Origin of the sequence: Bradyrhizobium genosp. A (assembly GCF_049949275.1) — a bacterium.
Classification (GTDB): domain Bacteria; phylum Pseudomonadota; class Alphaproteobacteria; order Rhizobiales; family Xanthobacteraceae; genus Bradyrhizobium.
Genome location: NZ_CP188196.1, coordinates 3251285 through 3270896, shown reverse-complemented (window position 1 = coordinate 3270896; position 19612 = coordinate 3251285). Strand labels below are relative to the sequence as shown.

Below are 19612 nucleotides of genomic sequence, written 5' to 3'. Positions count from 1 at the left end.
TCATGCAGCAAATTTCGACTGCAGACGGCGCCAGCCGATCACGATGCCCGTGATGGAGAACACCAGGCCCAGCGCGCAAAGCCCGACGATCAGCACATCGCGCAGACGCGGATGCGCCATAAGGACCGGGAAATTGAGCGTGTGCAGCGCGCTGTAGGTCCAGCGATAGGCCCGACGCGAGGCGTCCAGCCGTTGCAGCACGCTGCCGTCGGCGCCGTCGATGTCGAACCAGAGATCACCGCAGCGGGAGCGGTAGACGGGCGCACGGGGAACGACGGATTGAGCCGGATAGTCGTCGTTATCCGCAAGAACGACCGGCGCACCGCATCCGGAGGCGAGACGCGCGATCAAGCTCGCGATCTCCTGCTCATCCAGGAATGCCGTCTGCCGATTGCTGGTTGGCTCGCCGGCCTTGGTGAGGGTTTGACTGCCAAGGCCGATCCAGTCGCGCCGATAGAGACCGCCATTAAAGGCGAACCATTCGACTTCACGCACCGGGAACGGTATGGGCGGCTGACCGAGGGATGGAGACGCGCGCAAGTCCGACACGGCGTTCACCACGGCGGCCTCGGCAGAGGTCAATTGCCCACGCGAGAACAGCCGGCCGTGATCCATGGAGAGCCAGCCACTGAAAATCCAGGTCAGCACGAAAACGGTCGACACGAGCCCGATGATGTGATGCAGGGCGTGCCAGCCACGATAGGGCGACGAGATCCGGCGTCCGCGAATCCTGATCCTGATGACGCCGAGCACCGCTCCCAGCACCGCCGCGATCAAGGCCACCAGCGACAAGGTCGAGACCATTTTGTCCCACAGCGACCAGTTGCTCTTGAGAACCGTCGGATAGATCCAGTGCAGGACGCTGCCGACCCAATTCCATCCACGCTCGCTGCGGGTCGTATCCAGCACGACCTCGCCAGTGCGCGATGAGACGTAAACCTCGGTCCCAGCCACATCGCCGAGCGCGACGCGAAACAGCGGCCGGTGGCGATCGAAACCGTTGGGAACGCTCCATTGATCGTAATCGGCGCGTGCAATGAGCGCGGCTCGCGCGGCATCGAGCCCGCGGCTGCGGGCGTGAGCCCGGGCGATGGCGAGTGCGACACCGGGAGATTCCACCGACGCATCGGCCCCATCCGATGCACGGACCGCGCGCAGACGCGACGCTCCCGACACGACATAGACCGGCCCGTCGCTGCGCTGGATCAGGCCAACGCGCGTCGCGTCCGCGATCCCGCTCGCTGCGACCGCGTCGGCAATCCCAATGATCCGCTGTGACCGCTCCACCGGCGCGAGCCCGGCAAAGCGTTCCGCTTCCGTTAGCGACGGAAACGGAACGAAGTGCATCACGATTCCGCTCGCGAACCACATCGCGAACAGGAGGCAGAACGCGACCCCGAGCCAGCGGTGCGAGAGGACGATCGCGCTCATCATGGGGTCAGCGCCCTACCATTTGAACGCCGCGGAGATTTCATACGTCCGCGGCGCGCCCAGCAGGATCTGGTCGGGGTAGAACGGATCGCCCCAGATCGCATAGCGCTTGTCGGTGAAGTTGCGCACCCGGAAGGTCAGGCGCGCCTGGTCGACGGCATTGAAGACCGTCTTGGGGATGTCGATGAACGCGTAGACATCGCCGACAGTATAGGCATTCAGCGTCACGGTATTGGCGTCGCTGTTGTAGCGGTCGCCGACATGGCGGCCGGTGATGCCGACCTCCACCGGCCAGGGCGTGAAGAAGCGCCAGGACGCGCCGGCATTGGCGACGATGCGCGGCACGTTCGGCGGCGTGTGGCCCGAGAATGAGCCGCCGGCGAAATCATAGTTGGCATAGCGCGCATCGACATAGGCGATGTTGCCCCAGAGACGCAAAGGCTCGATCGGGCGGATCGAGCCGGCAAGCTCGATACCCTTGGACTCCTGCCGTCCCGCGACGTTGAGCTGCATGCCGCCGGCCGCCGCGTAGACGTTCTTGCGCAGGATGTCGTAGGCCGAGAACGACCATTCCGCCCTGTTATCCCAAAACACGTGCTTGACGCCGGTCTCGTAGGTGCGCGCGGTCGTAAGATCCAGCGGCTGGGTCGGTGCGAGCAGGAAGATATTGTTGGCCGAGATGTCCGCGCCGGTGGCGTATTGGCTGAAGAAAGTCAGCCCCGGAACGGCTTCCCAGGTATAGCCGATGCGGCCGGTCACAGGTGCCCAGTCCTTCGTGAACGGGAAGCTCGCCTTCTCCAGGCCGTTGACGTCGGTCGAGTTGCGGTCGAGCCCGATATGTTCGACGCGCAGGCCGCCGATCAGCGAGAAGGTGCGCGTTAGCTTCAGGCGGTCCTCGAACGACAGCGCCTCGTTGTCGATACGCGCGGTCTGCTGCTTGGTCGTCAGCAGGCCGTAGAAGCCGCGGTTAGGATCGACGAGATCAACGGAATCCCCAGGAAAGTTGGCGGCGCCCGGCCGGACGAAATCGAGATAGCTCGACGACAGCGTCGTGACCAGGCGATTGTCGAAGCCTGCGATGTTCGCATCCCAGGTCAGGTCCGTGATGTTGCCGACAAGGCGCTGGCTGTGTGCGACATAGAAGCGGCTGCGGTCCACCGCGTTCGTCGCAGTGTTGAACGCCTCGACCTCGTTGTTGAACCACGAGCGTTCCGCGCCATAGGCATAGGCCTGGCTCTTCAAGGTCAGGTCGGGCGCCAGCTTCAGCTCGAAGCCGCCGCGGAGCCAGATCTCCTGCGCGACGTTGCGATTGTCGAGGACGTTGTAGTTGGTGTTGAAGGTGCGATCGTCGATCGTGATCGGTCCGAGATTGGTTCCGTTGAAGTTCGAGACGTAAGTGCCCGAGACGATGCGTGCCGTCGCGTGCGAGCCGCTGAAGGCCACCGGCACCAGCGGCGCACCCCAATAGGCCTTGGAGCGGTCTTCCCTAAATTCGATCGCGCCCCAGACCTTGAGACTGTCGGAGATGCGATAATTGAGCTGGCCGGAGACGTCGAACGTCCTGGTGTTGGTGTCGTCGGCAAAGCCGTTGAGCGAGGAACGGCTGACGTCGAAGCGGTAATCGAGGCCCTCGACATTCGTGCTGCCACCTGAGCCGTAATGCGCGCGGAACGAATTGAGCGAGTCCCAGGAAAAGTCCGCTTCGTTCCGGATCGGCCCGGTGTGCGGCTGCTTGCTGACGAAATTGATCGCGCCGCCAGCCGCGCCTTCGCCCGAGATCAGGGAGGCCGGCCCTTTCAGGATTTCCACGGCTTCGAGATTGGCCGTGTCCATGATCCGCGAGGTCATGTTCTGCGGGCCGATCTTGATGCCGTTGTAGAGCGTGTTGATCTGGCTGTTGGTGAAGCCGCGCATCGAGAAAGCCGAGGGCTCGGCCGGATTGTCGCCCGCAGTGACGCCGACCGCACCTTGCGCGACGTCGGAGACGGTGCGGTAGCCCTGCTCGCGCATGGTCTCGGCGGAGATCACCTCGACGGTCGCGGGTATCTCGCGCACGGTCAGGCCAAGGCGCGAGGCGCTCTCGGCGACGGCGTTGCTGTTGAGCGGCGTCGGGGCCGCGGCATTCGGCACGACCGGGTTTGCCGCGGCCGGTGCCGCGGCGGGCCTGCGCGCTGCCGCCCGGTGCGCGCTCGCAGCATCCCGGCCGGCCGGTTTGGCGGGCTTGCGTGATTGCGGGGCCGACACCTCCACGGGCGGCAGGGGTTCGCGGGCCTGCTGCGCCAAGGCGGCTGGCATGTCGCTGGCGACAAAAAATGTGAGACCGGACGCCAGCAGAAAGCGGCGCGGTCGCGCAATACGGACGGAAGACACGGTCTTGGACCTCGGTGTGACGTCAGTGGCACGTCACCGCGAACCAAGGTCCCATCTTCCGGCTTGTAAGCCTTCCGATGGAGCCGAATGTCTGTACTCCCCGACCGACATCTTCGCGTGTGACCACGGCTGACGGCAGGTCTCCTGGCTCGCGGGTCGTGACCGCTTCGTCGCCTTCCCGGGACCGAGGACCCAGTGGCTTCTGACGAAGGATTCACCGCTTACAGTTGCGGGGGCAGCTACGGCATTGGGGACAATGTCCCCGCACCGCATTCCCTTTTCATCCCCTCTCGGGGAAACCGTCATCGCCATCTAGGATTACGGCGAAGACAGAGTCAATGTGCCTGTTGCGGCGATATTGCCACAGCGGCCAACTTGCTTGGGAGATCTGCATGGAAGGCGATACCTTCCTCTGGCTGATACGGCATGCCCCCGTCGACGGCGTCGCCGGGACCATCCATGCGAATGATGCGCCGGCGGACCTCGGCGATCGCGCGCAGCTCGAGGCGCTGCGCCAGCGTCTGCCGCGGGATGCGGCGGGCTATGCCAGCCCCTCACGACGCACCGTCGAGACGGCGCGCGCGCTGGGGCTTGAGCCCGAGTTGCTGACCGAATTCGGCGAGCAGGATTTTGGCGACTGGACCGGCCGGCGGCATGACGAGCTTGCAGCGAGCGGTGGCGAGGCCTATGCGCAGTTCTGGAGCGATCCGGCGCGCCGACGGCCGCCAGGCGGCGAGAGCTTTGAAGATCAGGTCGCGCGCGTCCGGCTGGGTCTCGCGCGGATCGGCGCAGGTCACGCGACGCTCGTCGTGCATTCCGGCACCATCCGCGCCGCGCTCTGCATCGCACTGGATCTGACCCCGCAGGCGGCCTTGCGCTTCGTGATCGATCCGCTGTCGCTGACCCGGATCGACCGGCTCGCGACCGGCTGGCGCGTCGTCTCGGTCAATCAGCGCATGGCCTGATCAAACAGGCCGATCCGGCACATTGGCCTGCGCGAACGTCGCCATGTCGTTGTGAAGCGCACATGCCGATCGCACCAGCGGCAGCGCGATCGCGGCGCCCGATCCCTCGCCGAGCCTGAGATCGAGGCTGATCAGCGGCTGCACATCCAGCGCGCGCAACACCAGCCGATGCCCCTGCTCCGCCGATTGATGCGATGGCAACAGGAACGGCTGGCACGACGGGTTCAGCCGCACCGCCGCGAGCGCGGCAACCGAGACGATGAAACCGTCGATCAGCACCGGAATGCGCGCCTGCGCTGCCGCGATGATCGCGCCGGAAATGGCCGCGATCTCGAGCCCGCCGACGGCGCACATGATCTCTTCGGGCGAGGCGCCCGCCACGCTATGACGCGCGATCGCCGCTTCGATCACGCGCACCTTGTGCGCGCGGCCGGCCGCATCGATGCCGGTGCCGTTGCCGGCAATCTCCTCGGCGCTGATGCCGAGCAGGCTCGCGGCGATCGCCGCCGAGGCCGTGGTGTTGCCGATGCCCATCTCGCCGAAGATCAGGAGATCGGGCTGATTGACCTTCGCCCGCGCCACTGCGCGCTGGCCTGCTTCGAAGGCGAATGCCAGCTCGGCGGGCGTGAGCGCGGCTTCGACGCTGAAATCGCGGGTGCCAAGGCGCGGCTTGTCCGTGATGATGCCCGGCATCGCCGCCTCCGCCAGCGTTCCGGCGTCGACCACTTCGAGGCTTGAACCGAGTTCGCGCGCCAGCACCGAGATTGCGGCACCTCCCGCGGCAAAATTCGCCATCATCGCGATGGTGACGGCTTGCGGGTAGGCCGAGACGCCCTGCGCGACGATGCCGTGATCGCCGGCGAAGATGATGATCGGCACGCGTGCGGCGCGAGGGCGTTCGGTTGCCTGCAGGCCGGCAAGCTCGATCGCGAGCTGCTCCAGCCGGCCGAGCGCGCCGGTCGGCTTTGTCAGTTGTGCCTGCCGCGCGATCGCCGCCTCACGGTGAGCCGCGGAGATCTCGGGGCACTGTTGATAGACCCATTCGGGGAGCATGCTGCCTCGCTTACGGCCTGCGCTTGAGAATGTAACTGTCCATGATCCAGCCGTGCCGCTCGCGCGCGGCCTGCCGCGATGCGACGATGCGCGCTCCCGCCTCGCCCAGCGCGCCGGACATGATGATCTGATCTGGCATACCGAGATAGGCGCCCCACCAGATGTGAAGTCCCGCCGGGTCGAGCGACTGGAACGCCGTGCCGCCGTCGAGCATCACAACGACTGTATCGACGCCCACCGGCCAGCCGCCTTCGCGCAAGCGGCGTCCCGTCGTGACCAGAAACGGCTCGCCGATGTCGTTGAGCGGCAGCGCATGCGCCGCGCACAGCGCCTGGATCGAGGTGATGCCGGGCACGACCTCGATTTTTGGCAGCGGATTGAGCCGCCGCGCAATGCGCAGCGAGGAATCGTACAGCGAAGGATCACCCCAGATCAGCAGCGCGACCTTGCCGTCGCCGCTGAGATGATCAGCGATCGTCTGCGACCAGGTCGCGGCGACCGCATCGTGCCAATCGTCCACGCCCTTGCGATAATCGGCTTCACCGGCGTCGCGCACGGGAAGATCGAACTCGGCAATGCGCGTGGTGCCGCTGGTGAGTACATCAGCGCAGATGGTCCGCCTGAGATCAGCGAGGTCGGATTTTGCCGTCCCCTTGCGCGGGATCAGGACGAGATCGGCGGCGTTGATTGCGCCGATCGCCGCGCGCGTGAGCTGCCCGGGATCGCCGCAGCCGATGCCGATCAGGGACAGCGTCATCATGACGGATAGTCCCCCGCCAGTGCGCCGAACATGATCACGGCCGCCGTGGAAGCCGCGCCGCCGCGCGCGAGCTGCTCGGCAAGCTCGGCAATGGTGGTGCGCACCAACCGCTCGTCGGAGCGGCCGAGGGACTCGGCGAACAGCGCCGGAGTGCCCGGTGAGAGGCCATGCTCGATCAATTTCGCGACCAACGCCGGAAAGGTGCGCCGGCCCATATAGACCACGGTCGTCGCATCAGGATCGGCCAGCGCCGCCCAGTTCAAATTCTGCGGCAGCTCGCCGGTGACATCGGCCCCGGTCACGAACTGCACCCGGCGCGAGGTATGGCGGCGCGTCAGGGGAATGCCGGCTTGCGCTGCGGCAACGCAAGCCGAAGTGACGCCGGGAATGATCTCGTAGCCAATGCCGGCCACACGCAGCGTCTCGAGCTCCTCCTCGAGCCGGCCGAAGATTCCGGCATCGCCCGACTTCAGCCGCACCACCCGCACCCCCGTCGCGGCGTAGTCGACCAACAGGCGGTTGACGTGATGCTGTTTTGTTGACGGCCGCCCTGCCCGCTTCCCGACCGCGACGAGATTGGCGCCGGGCCGCGCCAGATCGAGGATCGCGCCGGAGGCAAGGTCGTCATAGAGCACGACATCGGCCTCGCGCAGCCGCGCGGCGCCCTTGAGCGTGAGAAGCTCGGGATCGCCGGGGCCGGCGGAGATGAAGGAGACAAAGCCGCTCACCGGTCCTCCGCGATCAGATGGAAGAACGTGCCGGTGGCGTGGCCGCGCCGCGAGCCGGTTTCGGCGATGACCGCACCGGTTGCGTCGTGCACGACCGCCAGCGGCGTATCCGGCTGGGCGACGATCGTCGAATAGTGGAATTCGTGGCCACGCAGCCGCGCGCCGGCGTGATGGCCCGGCATCGGCGCTGCGAGCGCGGCGAGACGATAGCCCAGATGCATGCGGCGCTTGGCAAAGCTCGTCTCCAGTCCGAGCAGGCCGGTCATCTCATGACTGATACCGTCGGCGTCGGTCAGAGCTGTCCCCAGCACCATATACCCCCCGCATTCGCCATGCACGGGCCGGGTCTCGGCGAAGGCGCGCAGGCCGCTGCGGAAGCGCGCATTGGCGGCGATCTTGCCGGCGTGAAGCTCGGGATAACCGCCGGGCAGCCAGCACACGTCGGCGCTGGCATCAGGCGCTTCATCGGCGAGCGGCGAAAACGTCGAGATCTCCGCGCCCGCCGCGCGCCAGGCTTCCAGCATGTGCGGATAGACGAAGGAGAACGCGGCATCGCGGGCAAGCGCGATGCGCTGACCCGGCGGCGTCACGTTCAGCCCGTTCGCCGCTGGTTGCACTGACCACGGGGCTGCGGATCGCAGCACCGCATCGAGATCGACATGCTCGGCGACGAAGCGCGCGGCCTCGTCGATCAGTTTTCCGATCTCGGCCTGCTCCTCGGCCTGCACCAGGCCAAGATGCCGCTTCGGCAGGCTGATCTCGGCATGGCGCGGCAGCGCGCCGAACATTGCGATGCCGGCATCGCTCAGCGCACGACGCACGAGGTCCTCGTGACGGGGGCTGGCGACGCGGTTGAGCACCACACCGGCAAGGCGCACGCCGGCGCGATAATCACGAAGACCAGCGGCAATCGCCGCTGCGGTCTGCGCTTGCCCGGAGGGGTCGATCACCAGCACCACCGGCCAACCGAGCATCTCTGCGATGTCGGCGGTGGCGCCAGTGCCGGAAACACCGCACGCGGCGACGCCGTCGAACAGGCCCATCGAGCCCTCGGCGAGAACGATATCGGCATCCGTGCCCCGGCTGACGAGATGCGCGATCGTCGCGCGGTCCATCGCCCAGCTGTCGACGTTGACGGAGGCGCGGCCCGTGGCGGCGGCATGGAAGGCGGGATCGATGTAGTCGGGCCCGCTCTTGAAGCACTGCACGCGCAATCCGCGATTGCGCCAGGCTCGCGCGAGCGCTAGCGTCAGCGTGGTCTTGCCGACACCGGAGGCCGGCGCGGAGATGACGAGGCCCGCCGGCATCACGACGCCTCCGGAAAGCGCGGCTCGGCACCAACAGGCCGGTAGCGGCGGTCATAATCGGCGGCGTAAAGCCGGCTCTCGTCGAAATCCGCCGCGCCAAGCGTGCTGCCGACCAGGATTAGCGCGGTGCGTTCCATCTCCGTAGCGACGGCTGCATCGAGCGTCGCAAGCGTGGCGCGGACGATGCGCTGGTCCGGCCAGCTCGCCCGCCAGACGATCGCGACCGGGCAGTCCGCACCGTAATGTGGCGTCAGCTCGGCGACGACCTTGTCGAGCAGATGGATCGACAGATGGATGGCGAGCACCGCGCCGGTTGCGGCAAAGGCCGCGAGCTTCTCGCCCTCGGGCATCGCGCTGGCGCGGCCCGGTGTGCGCGTCAACACCACCGTCTGGGCCAGGCCGGGCAATGTCAGCTCGACCTCGAGCGCGGCCGCCGCGGCGGAGAAAGACGGCACGCCCGGCGTCACCGAGAAGGGAATGCCCAGCGCTCGCAAGCGGCGGAGCTGCTCGCCCATCGCCGACCAGATCGAGAGGTCGCCGGAATGCAGCCGCGCAACGTCCTTGCCCTCCGCATGCGCGGCAGAAATCTCCGCCATGATTTCGTCGAGCGACAGCGGCGCGGTGTTGACGACGCGCGCGCCAGGTGGGCAATGCGCCAGCACGCCCTCTGGCACCAGCGAGCCGGCATAGAGGCAGATCGGAGAAGCCGCGATCAAATCGCGCCCGCGCAAGGTGAGGAGATCGGCGGCGCCCGGCCCGGCGCCGATGAAGTGCACCGTCATGGGCCGTCTCCTTCGGCGATCGCGGCGGTCGCGGTGCGATCCTGCGAGATCGCGCGCGTCGCGATGAGTTGCGCGCGAGGACCAGCTGCAAAGAGCGCAGCGGCTTCGGCAACCGATCCCGTACCGAACTTTTCCGCGACGAACTTTGATTGCGTAGGCGTAGCGATACCAGCCAGATCTTCGGGCGACACGGCCTTGATCGGAACGCCACACTCGCTGGCGAGCAGTTTCAACGCCTCCGTGTCAGCCTTGTCGCTGACGGTTGCCACGGCCGCGAGGCCATCGGGACCGCCGGCCGCCGCAAGGGCCTCGCGCAGGGAGGCTAGCGTGACATCCTTTTTGAATCCGAGCCCGGCGACCTTCATCGGACTGCACTCCACTGCACCACCGGCCGCGCCGCCTCCCATGAGCGGTAGCGGCCGAGCGGAGCGGCATGCGCAATGTCGACCCGCATCAGCTCGCCGCCATGGCGCTGGTGCAGCTCGCCGAGCAGCGCTTCCGTCTCCAGCGTCACGGCATGCGCGAGCAGCCGCGCACCCGGCGCAAGCCGCGACCAGACGGCGTCGAACATCGCGCGATCAAGACCGCCGCCGACGAAGACGGCGTCGGGCACGTCCAATGTTGCGAGCACTTCCGGCGCCTGTCCCGTGACCACAGTGATCCGATGCGCCAATCCGAACGCCGCTGCATTGCTGCGGATGTTCACGGCGCGATCCTCGCGCGCCTCGATGGCTGTCGAGGTCCCGCCGCACAGCGCCCACTCAACCGAGATCGAGCCTGAGCCGGCGCCGATGTCCCATAGCCGCTCGCCAGGACGTGGCGCCAACGCCGAGAGTGCGAGCGCGCGTATCGGTCGCTTCGTGATCTGGCCGTCATGGACAAAGAGATCGTCCGGTAATCCCGAGCTGCGGGGAATACCTTGGCCTCCCCTCGCCTGCACCGCCACTGCAACCAGATTTCCGGCAATATCCTCAGCAAAGAGATCTGCGCGATGCTGGTCGATGCTTTCGCGCGGTCCGCCAAGGGCGGCGAGAGTCCACAGCAGCGAGGCGCCCCATCCGCGTTCCGTCAGCCATTTGGCGAGTTTGCCCATCGCCGCTGCGTCGCGCACCAGGCAAATGATGCGTGCATCTTGCGCCAAATGCGGCACAAGGCGCTCGAACGGTGTGGCGTGGAGACCGAGACAGGCTGTTGCTTCGAGGCGCCAACCCAAGCGCGCGGCGGCGAGCGAGAAGGTCGATGGCGCCGGGTGCGCGATCCACTCGTCCCCATAAAGCTTCTCGGCGAGGCTTGCACCAGCTCCATGCCAGAACGGATCGCCCGAGGCCAGCACCGCCGTCGGTCGGCCGCGGCAGCTCAGCACGATGTCAGCGTCGAACGGCACCGGCCACACGCGGCCGCGGCTTCCGACATCTGCGAGCGAAAGATGACGCTCGCCGCCGAACACGGTTTCCGCGTTAGCTAGTGCCTTTCGACTTGCTTCCGACAGCCCGGCAAGGCCATCTTCGCCGATACCGATGATGGTTAGCCAGGGATCAGCCATGATACGCGCCCTTATTCTGGGCGGAATTGCCGATGCGAGCCTGCTCGCTGCGGAGATCGCACGCGCCGGCATCGATGCGGTCTATTCCTACGGCGGCCGCACCCGCACGCCTGCGGATCAGCCACTGCCAACCCGCATCGGCGGCTTTGGCGGCGCGAGCGGGCTCGCCGATTACGCCAGGCGCGAAGGCATCACGCATGTGATCGACGCGACCCATCCCTTCGCGGCCGAGATGAGCCGCAATGCCGTGGAAGCGTGCGCGGAAACCGGCACGCCGTTGATCGCGCTCGAACGCGCGCCCTGGACCAGAGCGCAGGGCGACAACTGGATTGATGTCGGTGATGTCAACGCCGCGGTAGCCGCCCTTCCCGAGGCGCCCGCACGCGTGTTCCTCGCCATCGGCCGCCAGCACATCGCGCCATTCGCGGTGCGGCCGCAGCACACCTACACGCTGCGCTTCGTCGATTTGCCCGAAGCACCGCCGCCCTTCGCTGCCGAATTGATCGTATCGCGCGGACCGTTCACCCTTGATGGCGAGCTGGAGATGATGCGCACGCGAGGCATCGCGTGGATCGTGGCGCGCAATTCCGGCGGCGACGGTGCGCGCGCCAAGATCGATGCCGCCCGCATGCTCGGCCTGCCCGTGATCATGATCTCGCGACCACGACTGCCCGAACGGCTGCGGGTGGAGAGCGTCACTGAAGTGATGCAGTGGCTCGGTCATCGGACCTGCCTCGGCGCATAGACCCAGCTGCCGACGCGGCGCGTCTGCGAATTGCCGACGATCACCAGCGTACGCATGTCGGCCATCTCAGGCGTCGCGTCGTTCAGCGTCACGGTCACGATGCTCTCGTCAGGTGCGCTGATCGCGCGCGCGAAGATTACGAGGCGTTTACCGCAGCCGGCTTCTTTCAACACCGCGAGCGCGCGGCCAAATCCTTCCGGCCGGCTCGCCGAACGTGGATTGTACAGCGCAATCGAAAAATCTGCTTCCGCGGCAAGCCGCAAGCGCTTCTCGATGACCGCCCAGGGCTTGAGATTGTCGGAGAGATTGATCGCGCAGAAGTCGTGGCCGAGCGGCGCCCCCGCGCGCGCGGCCGCGGCCAGCATCGCAGTGATACCAGGAAGCACCCGGATCGGCAGATCCTGATAATGCGGCACCTGCTCGAGCGCCTCGAACACGGCCGAGGCCATCGCGAAGACACCGGGATCGCCGGAGGACACGACGACGACCTGTCCGCCTTCGGCCGCCAGACGCAACGCTTCGGCTGCCCGCTGCAGCTCTTCGCGGTTGTCGGACGGATGCAGGGTGAGACCAGCACGCGGCGGCACGCGCGCGACATAGGGCGCATAGCCCAAAATATCCGTCGCGGCGGCAAGCGCGGCGGAAACCTCCGGCGTCACCAGCGCGTCGCTACCCGGCCCGAGGCCCGCGATGGTCAGCGTGCCCGTCATTCGGCGGCGTCCGGATACCGGCCCTTGCCGTGCACGAGCACAATCGCAAAGTATGGACAGTCAGCGGCGTCGATTTCGGCGAGCCGCCCGACGCGCTCGCCCGGCATGGTGCCGCGCTCGACCAGCCAGGCATCGTCGAGCCGGCCGGCTGCGGCGAGCGCACGGCGCACCTTTGCGAGATTGCGCCCGGTCTTCATGATGACCAGCGCATCGGAATCGCGCATGCGGCGTTCGAGCTCGGCTTCAGCCAGCGTGCCCATCAGCACCGTCGTCACGTCGTCGCCGAGCGCGATCGGCTGACCAACGCCGTTCCAGCAGCCGACCATGCCGGGAATGCCGGCGATTACCTCGATCTCGACGCGGCCCTGCAAACGCGTGTGCAGATGCATGAAGGAGCCGTAAAAGTAAGGATCGCCCTCGCACAGCACGACGACATCGACCGCGCGCGCCAGCCGCGACAGGCGCTCCGCCCATTCGTCGTAGAAGCCGGCCAGCAGCTGGACATAGTCCGGACTGTCGAAGGCGATCTCGGTCGTAACCGGATATTCCATGGGATATTCGCTGACATCGGCAGCGAGCATGCCTTCGACGATGCGACGCGCCTGGCCGGGCCGCCCCTTCTTGCGAAAAAAAGCGACGTGCTTCGCGCTGCGCACCGTCCGATCCGCGCGTACGCTCATCAAATCAGGATCGCCGGGACCGAGACCGCAGCAGATGATGCGTCCCATCGCTATTCGCTCCGGCTCGCCAGCGCGTTCACGGCGGCGACCGTGATCGCGGAGCCGCCGAGGCGGCCCTCGACCGTCAGCGCGGCGACCTTCGGATCGGCCATCAGCGCGGCCTTGGATTCGGCCGCACCGACGAAGCCGACGGGGCAGCCGATGATCGCCGCGGGCCGCGGGCAGTCACGGTCCTCCAGCATGTTGAGAAGATGGAACAGCGCCGTCGGCGCATTGCCGATCGCGACGATTGCACCGTCGAGATGCGGGCGCCACAGTTCCAGCGCGGCAGCCGAGCGGGTGTTGCGCATGGATTGCGCCAGCGCAGGAACAGTCTCGTCGCCGAGGGTGCAGATGACGGCATTGGCCGCAGGCAATCTCGCGCGCGTAATCCCCTCCGAAACCATACGCGCATCGCACAGGATCGGCGCGCCCTTCTGCAACGCCGTGCGCGCGGCGGTCGCCATGCCAGGCGTGAAGCGGACATGCGCCTCGAGCCCAACCATGCCGGCGGCATGGATCATCCGCACCACGACCTGCTCTTCGTCAGGCGTGAAGCGCGCCAGATCGGCCTCGGCCCTGATGGTCGCGAAGGATTGCCGGTAGATCGCCGCGCCGTCGGTCTCGTAGATGTGCGGCATCAGTGCCCTCCCATCAGGATGGAGGGATCGCGAACGATGTCGTCGCGGTCGAGCCCGCGCAGGATGGGCTCATCGCGGGTCGACCCGCCGCGCACGAGATCGAATCCTGCGCCCGTCGCAACCAGCGTGATCGCAGCCGCGCCGGAATGGGCACAGCCCTTGGCGCAGCCCGAGACGTGAAGTCGCGAAGCTGCGCCGATGTTCGGCGCAAGCGCCGCGGCAAGCGCGCGGGTGTCGGCGTGGGCCTCGCGGCAGCGCGGCGCGCCACTGCAGGCGATGACGCGCAGCGCGGGATCGTAGGCCTCGGTGATCAGGCCGGAAGCGGACGGCATCGTCCGCTTGCCCTCGCTCAAGACCATGCGCCACGGCGTCATCCGCAGCGCATGACCGCAACCGGACAATTGATTGAGCGTCGCATGCGGCATCTGCCCGAAGGCGACGCCGACCATGGCCCCTTGCGGATAAACGCCGGGACGCACTGCTGCCATGATGGGCGCTGGCTCCGCCTCGCCGTGCAGTGCCCCAGGTAATTCCGCGCCGGCCGCAAGATGCGTTGCCATGCGCCCTCGCCCATCCCTGACGCCGCCGGCGGCAACGAACCAGCTTGCGACGGCGAGCGCATTGCTCACGGCTTCGCCGCGCGCGACGAGGCGACCAAGCCTGGCGCCATCCGCCCGTACCAAAAGACCGCCGGCAGCGTCACGCTCGATCCGCACGTCAGCGGAATTGCCGGCGAGCACGCGCGACTTTCCGTCATCGATGGCGAAGCCGAATTTCGTCGGCAACTCGAGCATACTATCCGCAAGCGCCTCTTCGAGCTCGGCCGCAAGCGCCTGGGTCTCGTCGCCGTCGCGCCAGAACGGTGTGACCAGGATGTTGCGCCGGGATTCCGTGTCGGCATCAGGATCGAGCAGCGTCAGTTGCGCAAGACCGTCAAGCAGCAGCCGGTGGCTGCTCTCGCTGACGCCCCTGATCTGGAGATTGGCGCGGCTGGTCACGTCGATCAGCCCATTGCCGTGGCGCTCGGCGAGATGCGCGAGTCCGGCGGTCTGCGCCGCATCGAGCCGGCCGCCGAACGGGCGCACGCGAACCACGAGCCCGTCGCCCGATTGCATCGGCCGCAGCGCGCCAGGACACCAGCCCTTGACCATGGCCGCGCTCATGACGCCTCCCGCAACGAAGCCGCGATCGAATTGCGGCGCGTTCGCCAGAGCGAGGCCTCGTGCAGGCGCGTGAAGCAGGCCTCCATCGCAGCCAGCGCCGCCGGATTTGCGCGCGCCATGAAGGCACGGACGTCGGCGTCGCCGAGCGTCGCATCGTAGTAGAGATCGAACAGATGCGGCGGCACGGCATCGGCCAGATGGGCGAAGGCGGCCATATGCTCCAGCGTCGCGGTGATTTCGGCGGCACCGCGGAAACCGTGGCGCATCATGCCGGCAATCCAGGCCGGATTGGCGGCGCGTGCGCGGACGACTCGTGAGATTTCTTCCGTCAGCGTGCGCGCGTGCGGTTGCTCGGGACGCGTCGTGTCGAGGTGATAGAGCGATGGCCCCGCTGCGCCGAGATGGGCTGCAGCTGCTGCGATTCCGGCTTCATGCGCGGCATAGTCGGCGGCTAGCAGGAGATCGGTTTCCGGCAGATCTTGGACGTGAACGAAAGCATCGGCGGATGCAAGCCGCTGTTCGATACCGGCGCGATCGTGCCTGATCTCTCCATCGGCGGAGAATGCCCAGGACGATGCCGACAGCCAGGCTTCGCCGGCCGCATCGCGCGTCTCGGGTGTGAAGGCATCCGGGATCGCCGAGAGGCCGACGCCGTATTGTCCGGGGCGCGGCGCGAACACGCGGGAGGCGCGATAACGATAGGGATTTTCATCGCCCTCGTCTTCGCGCGATGCGAGCGCTTCAGTGGCGGCCTCGAACAATTGCGCAAGGCCTGCGAAGACATCGCGGAACAGGCCCGACACGCGCAGCGTGACATCGATGCGGGGACGACCGAGCTCCACCGGCGCGATGATGTCGTAGCCGGTGACGCGGCCGGAGGCGTGGTCCCAGCGCGGCGCAAGGCCGGCCAGATGCAGCGCCATCGCAAATTCCTCGCCTGCGGTGCGCATGGTCGCGGAGCCCCAGAGATCGACCACGAGGCCCTTTGGCCAGTCGCCGTGATCCTGCAAATGGCGGCGGAGCAGCTCTTCGGCGAGTTTTATCCCTTGCGCATGCGCCGACGGCGTCGGCGCCGCACGGGGATCGACGGCGAAGAGATTGCGACCCGTGGGCAGCACGTCCTGACGCCCGCGATACGGCGAGCCCGACGGTCCCGGCGCAACGCGCTGTCCCGCGAGCGCGGCACGCAGCGCATCCCGTTCCGCATCGCCGCAGGCACCGCGGCCAAACACGTGCAGGCCATCGCCGAACTGGCTTTCCTTGAGGTCGCAGACGAAACGATCAATCCGCGGAATCGCTTCGGCTGGTGCTGCCGAAGCATCGAGACCGAGATCGTTTTCAAGACCTGCGGCACGGGCCTCCTCGCGGATCGCAGAAATCAGGCGCTGGCGTCTGGCGGGATCGAGACCGTCGGCGGTCGAATATTCGTCGAGCAGACGTTCGAGCCGGCGCAGGCTTTCCGGCACGGCCGATGTGGCAAGCGACGGCGGCAGATGGCCGATGGTGACGGCACCCAAGCGCCGCTTGGCCTGCGCGGCCTCGCCGGGATCGTTGACGATGAAGGGATAGATGACGGGGAGATCGCCGATCAGCGCCTCCGGCCAGCAGTGCGAGGACAGCGCCACGGATTTCCCCGGCAACCATTCCAGCGTGCCGTGCGCGCCCATATGCACGACGGCATCACAGCCCTGCTCGCGGAGCCAGAGATAAAACGCGACATAGGCATGGCGCGGTGTGCGGGTGAGATCGTGATAGTCGGAATCGCGCGTGGTCGCATCGCCGCGCTCGGGCTGAACTGCGATGATCGAGTGGCCGCATGGGATCGCAGCGAAGTGGAACACGCCGCCGCAGCAACTCGGATCGTTCTCCGGTGTGCCCCAGGCTCGCGCGAGATCATCCTGCAAGGGTTGCGGCAGGCGCGAGAGCGCGGCGCGGTAATCGGCAGCGCTCCAGGTCAAATGTTGCTTGAGCAGCGTCTCTCCGAGCGCTTCGACGGGCGCAACATCGAAGCCGGCATCGGCGAGATCGGACACCAGCACTTCGACCGAGGCGAGCGCGTCGAGACCGACTGCGTGCGCGATCTGGTGCGGACGTCCGGGATAATTCGAGAGCACAATGGCCAGCCGCTTCTCGGCAGGCGGCTTCTCCGCGAGGCGCCGCCAGGCCGCAACGCGGGCGGCGACGGCCGCCACACGCTCGTCATCCGGCCTGTGGCCCAGATGCGAAAACTGCAGATCGGGATCGCGCATCGCGGCCGATTTGAAACTCACCACGCCCGCGAACAGGCGGCCGTCAACCTCAGGCAGCACCACATGCATCGCGAGGTCGCCCGGCGACAGGCCGCGCAGCGACTCCTCCCAATCCTCACGGCGCGCCGATGAAAGCGCGACCTGGAATACCGGACACGATGCAGCATCGAACGGCGTCGTGCCGTCCTCACCCATCGCCGAGAACGCCGTCGCATTGACAATCGCGGCAGGAGGATTCTTGGCGAGATGCGCGCGCAGCCAATCCGCAACGCCCGCGGCCTTCAACGAAGCCACGAACACGCCGTGAGCGTCAAAGCCCTGCTCGCGCAGCGCCGCGATCAACGCATCGACCGGGCCGGTGTCCGCGGCGGTGAGATAGGAGCGATAGAACGCCACCAGCGCGCGCGGCCTCCCCACGCTCGCCACCGGCGCGGCGATCACACCGCGTGCGGGATCGTAAAAGCCCATCTCGGGCACGGTCATCTCGCCAACGACGGGGCCGGCGTAAAGGCCAGATGCCAGTGCGAGCTGCGCGATCGCGGCTTGCGCCGCGACCGGACCACCGGTGTCGCAGAGCACCTTGAGCCGGCGCAGCGTCGAGACCGGCAAGGTCGAATACGCATCAAGCCGCTCGTCGTCGCGGCCGTCGGCCGGCAGCACAGCCAGCACGATGTTGCGATCCTTCGCGAGCTGCTGGAGCGCCGCCAGCCCGTACGACCAGTAGGACTCACCGCCGATCAGCCGCACCAGAATGCCGCGCGCCTGCGACAGCGTGCGCTCGATATAGGTGTCGACCGAGAGCGGATGACGGAGCTCCGCGAGGTTCGCCAGCCGCAACGACGGCAGGCTGTCGCGGCCGCGGCGCCAGCCGGCCGCAAACGCAGCAAGATCGGAATCCGAGAACGAGAGCACCACGAGATCGGCCGGGTCCTGGCCGATGTCCCTTGGCGTCGCGGTCTCCTCCAGACCGCGGCTCTCGCGGAAGACGACGTGCATCAGACTCCCAATCCCGCCTTGATCGCGGCCTCGTCGATATCGCCGTGCTCGCCGATCACGACGAGCTTTGATTGCCTGTTGCCCGCGCCCCAGGGCTTGTCGAACTGGTGGCGCACGCGCTCGCCGACCGCTTGCAGCAACAGGCGCATCGGCTTACCCGCGACCGCAATATAGCCCTTGGTGCGCAGCACGTTCTGCTCGCGCGCTAGCCTCTGAACCGATGCGACCAGCGCGTCGACGTCGGTCACTTCAGGAAGATCGATCACGACGGAAGCGAAATCGTCATGCTCATGCTCCTCCTCGCCGTCATGATGCGAGGGGCGCGCGGCAAGATCATTCTCCGCGGCAGCGCCGAGGCCGAGGATGACACGTGCATCGATCGCGCCGTCGGTGATGGGCAGCATCGGCACGCGGCGCGGCATCTCGGCCGTGATCGCAGCCTTGGCAGCCTCGATGCCAGCGGTGCCGGCGAGATCGGCCTTGGTCAACAGCACGATGTCGGCGCAGGCGATCTGGTCCTCGAACACTTCGGACAGCGGCGTCTCGTGATCGAGATTTTCGTCCGCCGCGCGCTGCGCTTCGACCGCAATCGGGTCCGGCGCGAAACGGCCTGCGGCGACGGCCTCGGCATCGGCCAGCGCGATCACGCCATCGACCGTGATGCGCGAGCGGATCTCAGGCCAGTCGAACGCCTTCAGCAGCGGTTTTGGCAGCGCCAGGCCCGAGGTCTCGATCAGGATGTGATCGGGCCGCACCGGCCGCGCCAGCAACTTCTCCATGGTCGGAATGAAATCGTCGGCGACGGTGCAGCAGATGCAGCCATTGGCGAGCTCGACAATGTTCTCTTCCGGGCAGTTCGCATCCGCGCAGGATTTCAGGATCTCGCCGTCAACGCCTTCGCTGCCGAACTCGTTGACGAGCACGGCGAGCTTCTTACCGTTGGGATTGGCGAGAAGATGCTGGATCAGCGTCGTCTTGCCGGAGCCGAGAAAACCGGTCACCACCGTAACCGGGACTTTTGCAAGCGTATTCATTCTGCGGCCTCTGGCACGACGGCAATGGGAGGAATGCGGGCAAGCGACTGCTTGCGGAAGATCTCCGGCCGGCTGCGCCAGGGCACGAGACCGTCGGGCGCGGCGGCATAGGCAGCAGCGCCCGCGACCACGTCCTGCGCATGGGCATCCGACAGCCGGCCATAGACATACGACCAGCGGCCGGGCGCGCTGAGCGCGACCGAGCAGCCCTGGTTGCATGCAGACAGGCATTCGACGGGAACCACATTGACGCCGTCGGGCACGCCGGCCTCGAGGATCGCGCCATGCAGGCGCTTGCCGGGCGTAACCTCGCCCTCGCCGAGCGTCTGGCCGGCGCGGCAGGTGATGCAGACGTGCAGTGTGACGGTCATCGCCTCTTCCAGAAGTATAGCGGGAGGCGAAGAGGCCCACGAACC

The 19612-nt window shown here is 67.0% G+C and carries 18 protein-coding genes and 1 riboswitch; of the genes, 2 read left to right on the top strand and 16 right to left on the bottom strand.

The features are described from left to right. Together ACP2YP_RS15065 and ACP2YP_RS15060 are read right to left on the bottom strand one after the other, a co-directional pair. A complete protein-coding gene (locus ACP2YP_RS15065; RefSeq protein WP_426425031.1) occupies window positions 1-1434 on the bottom strand; it encodes a PepSY domain-containing protein in 1434 nt (477 codons plus the stop codon). Window positions 1435-1446: 12 nt separating this feature from the next. Further along, window positions 1447-3801 carry a TonB-dependent receptor gene (locus ACP2YP_RS15060; protein ID WP_426425030.1) on the bottom strand — a complete coding sequence of 785 codons (2355 nt, stop codon included), beginning with the start codon at window positions 3799-3801 and terminating at the stop codon, window positions 1447-1449. Between the two features lie 117 nt (window positions 3802-3918). Then, window positions 3919-4120, bottom strand: a riboswitch (cobalamin riboswitch). Window positions 4121-4193: 73 nt separating this feature from the next. On the opposite strand from ACP2YP_RS15060, the gene ACP2YP_RS15055 reads away from it, so the two are divergent. Next, window positions 4194-4766 (top strand): histidine phosphatase family protein, encoded by a 573-nt coding sequence (locus ACP2YP_RS15055; RefSeq protein WP_426425029.1) that lies wholly within the window; start codon window positions 4194-4196, stop codon window positions 4764-4766. Here ACP2YP_RS15055 and cobT read toward each other — a convergent pair whose 3' ends face one another. Genes cobT through cbiE form a run of 7 tightly spaced genes read right to left on the bottom strand, consistent with a single transcriptional unit; the run spans window position 4767 to window position 10939 of the window. Then, entirely contained in the window at window positions 4767-5819 is a 1053-nt protein-coding gene (gene cobT, locus ACP2YP_RS15050; RefSeq protein WP_426425028.1) for a nicotinate-nucleotide--dimethylbenzimidazole phosphoribosyltransferase, read from the bottom strand. It abuts the gene before it with no gap. Window positions 5820-5829: 10 nt separating this feature from the next. Continuing rightward, window positions 5830-6579: a precorrin-6A synthase (deacetylating) gene (cobF, locus tag ACP2YP_RS15045; RefSeq protein ID WP_426425027.1), complete on the bottom strand. Its 750-nt coding sequence runs from the start codon at window positions 6577-6579 to the stop codon at window positions 5830-5832. Next, window positions 6576-7307, bottom strand: coding sequence for a uroporphyrinogen-III C-methyltransferase (cobA, locus tag ACP2YP_RS15040; RefSeq protein ID WP_426425026.1), 732 nt, complete (start codon window positions 7305-7307; stop codon window positions 6576-6578). The genes cobF and cobA overlap by 4 nt, the downstream gene beginning before the upstream one ends. Next, the gene (locus tag ACP2YP_RS15035; protein WP_426425025.1) at window positions 7304-8614 is read right to left on the bottom strand and encodes a cobyrinate a,c-diamide synthase; all 1311 of its coding nucleotides are present in this window, start codon (window positions 8612-8614) and stop codon (window positions 7304-7306) included. The genes cobA and ACP2YP_RS15035 overlap by 4 nt, the downstream gene beginning before the upstream one ends. Beyond that, window positions 8614-9396, bottom strand: coding sequence for a precorrin-4 C(11)-methyltransferase (gene cobM / locus ACP2YP_RS15030; RefSeq protein WP_426425023.1), 783 nt, complete (start codon window positions 9394-9396; stop codon window positions 8614-8616). The genes ACP2YP_RS15035 and cobM overlap by 1 nt, the downstream gene beginning before the upstream one ends. Next, window positions 9393-9761: a cobalamin biosynthesis protein gene (locus ACP2YP_RS15025; protein WP_426425021.1), complete on the bottom strand. Its 369-nt coding sequence runs from the start codon at window positions 9759-9761 to the stop codon at window positions 9393-9395. Before ACP2YP_RS15025 ends, cobM begins: the two co-directional genes overlap by 4 nt. Next, window positions 9758-10939: a precorrin-6y C5,15-methyltransferase (decarboxylating) subunit CbiE gene (cbiE, locus tag ACP2YP_RS15020; RefSeq protein ID WP_426425019.1), complete on the bottom strand. Its 1182-nt coding sequence runs from the start codon at window positions 10937-10939 to the stop codon at window positions 9758-9760. Before cbiE ends, ACP2YP_RS15025 begins: the two co-directional genes overlap by 4 nt. On the opposite strand from cbiE, the gene ACP2YP_RS15015 reads away from it, so the two are divergent. Continuing rightward, window positions 10938-11684: a cobalt-precorrin-6A reductase gene (locus ACP2YP_RS15015; RefSeq protein WP_426425018.1), complete on the top strand. Its 747-nt coding sequence runs from the start codon at window positions 10938-10940 to the stop codon at window positions 11682-11684. The genes cbiE and ACP2YP_RS15015 overlap by 2 nt on opposite strands. Here ACP2YP_RS15015 and cobJ read toward each other — a convergent pair. Genes cobJ through ACP2YP_RS14980 form a run of 7 tightly spaced genes read right to left on the bottom strand, consistent with a single transcriptional unit; the run spans window position 11660 to window position 19567 of the window. Next, window positions 11660-12394, bottom strand: coding sequence for a precorrin-3B C(17)-methyltransferase (gene cobJ / locus ACP2YP_RS15010; protein ID WP_426425017.1), 735 nt, complete (start codon window positions 12392-12394; stop codon window positions 11660-11662). The genes ACP2YP_RS15015 and cobJ overlap by 25 nt on opposite strands. After that, window positions 12391-13122 carry a precorrin-2 C(20)-methyltransferase gene (locus tag ACP2YP_RS15005; protein WP_426425016.1) on the bottom strand — a complete coding sequence of 244 codons (732 nt, stop codon included), beginning with the start codon at window positions 13120-13122 and terminating at the stop codon, window positions 12391-12393. Before ACP2YP_RS15005 ends, cobJ begins: the two co-directional genes overlap by 4 nt. Before the next feature lie 2 nt (window positions 13123-13124). Next, window positions 13125-13754, bottom strand: a complete 630-nt coding sequence (locus ACP2YP_RS15000) for a precorrin-8X methylmutase (RefSeq protein WP_426425015.1) — start codon at window positions 13752-13754, stop codon at window positions 13125-13127. Beyond that, window positions 13754-14917, bottom strand: a complete 1164-nt coding sequence (cobG, locus tag ACP2YP_RS14995) for a precorrin-3B synthase (RefSeq protein ID WP_426425014.1) — start codon at window positions 14915-14917, stop codon at window positions 13754-13756. Before cobG ends, ACP2YP_RS15000 begins: the two co-directional genes overlap by 1 nt. Beyond that, entirely contained in the window at window positions 14914-18162 is a 3249-nt protein-coding gene (gene cobN, locus ACP2YP_RS14990; protein WP_426425013.1) for a cobaltochelatase subunit CobN, read from the bottom strand. Before cobN ends, cobG begins: the two co-directional genes overlap by 4 nt. Continuing rightward, window positions 18162-19196, bottom strand: a complete 1035-nt coding sequence (cobW, locus tag ACP2YP_RS14985; protein ID WP_426425012.1) for a cobalamin biosynthesis protein CobW — start codon at window positions 19194-19196, stop codon at window positions 18162-18164. Before cobW ends, cobN begins: the two co-directional genes overlap by 1 nt. Beyond that, window positions 19193-19567, bottom strand: coding sequence for a DUF1636 family protein (locus ACP2YP_RS14980; RefSeq protein ID WP_426425011.1), 375 nt, complete (start codon window positions 19565-19567; stop codon window positions 19193-19195). The genes cobW and ACP2YP_RS14980 overlap by 4 nt, the downstream gene beginning before the upstream one ends. Window positions 19568-19612 lie beyond the last annotated feature (45 nt).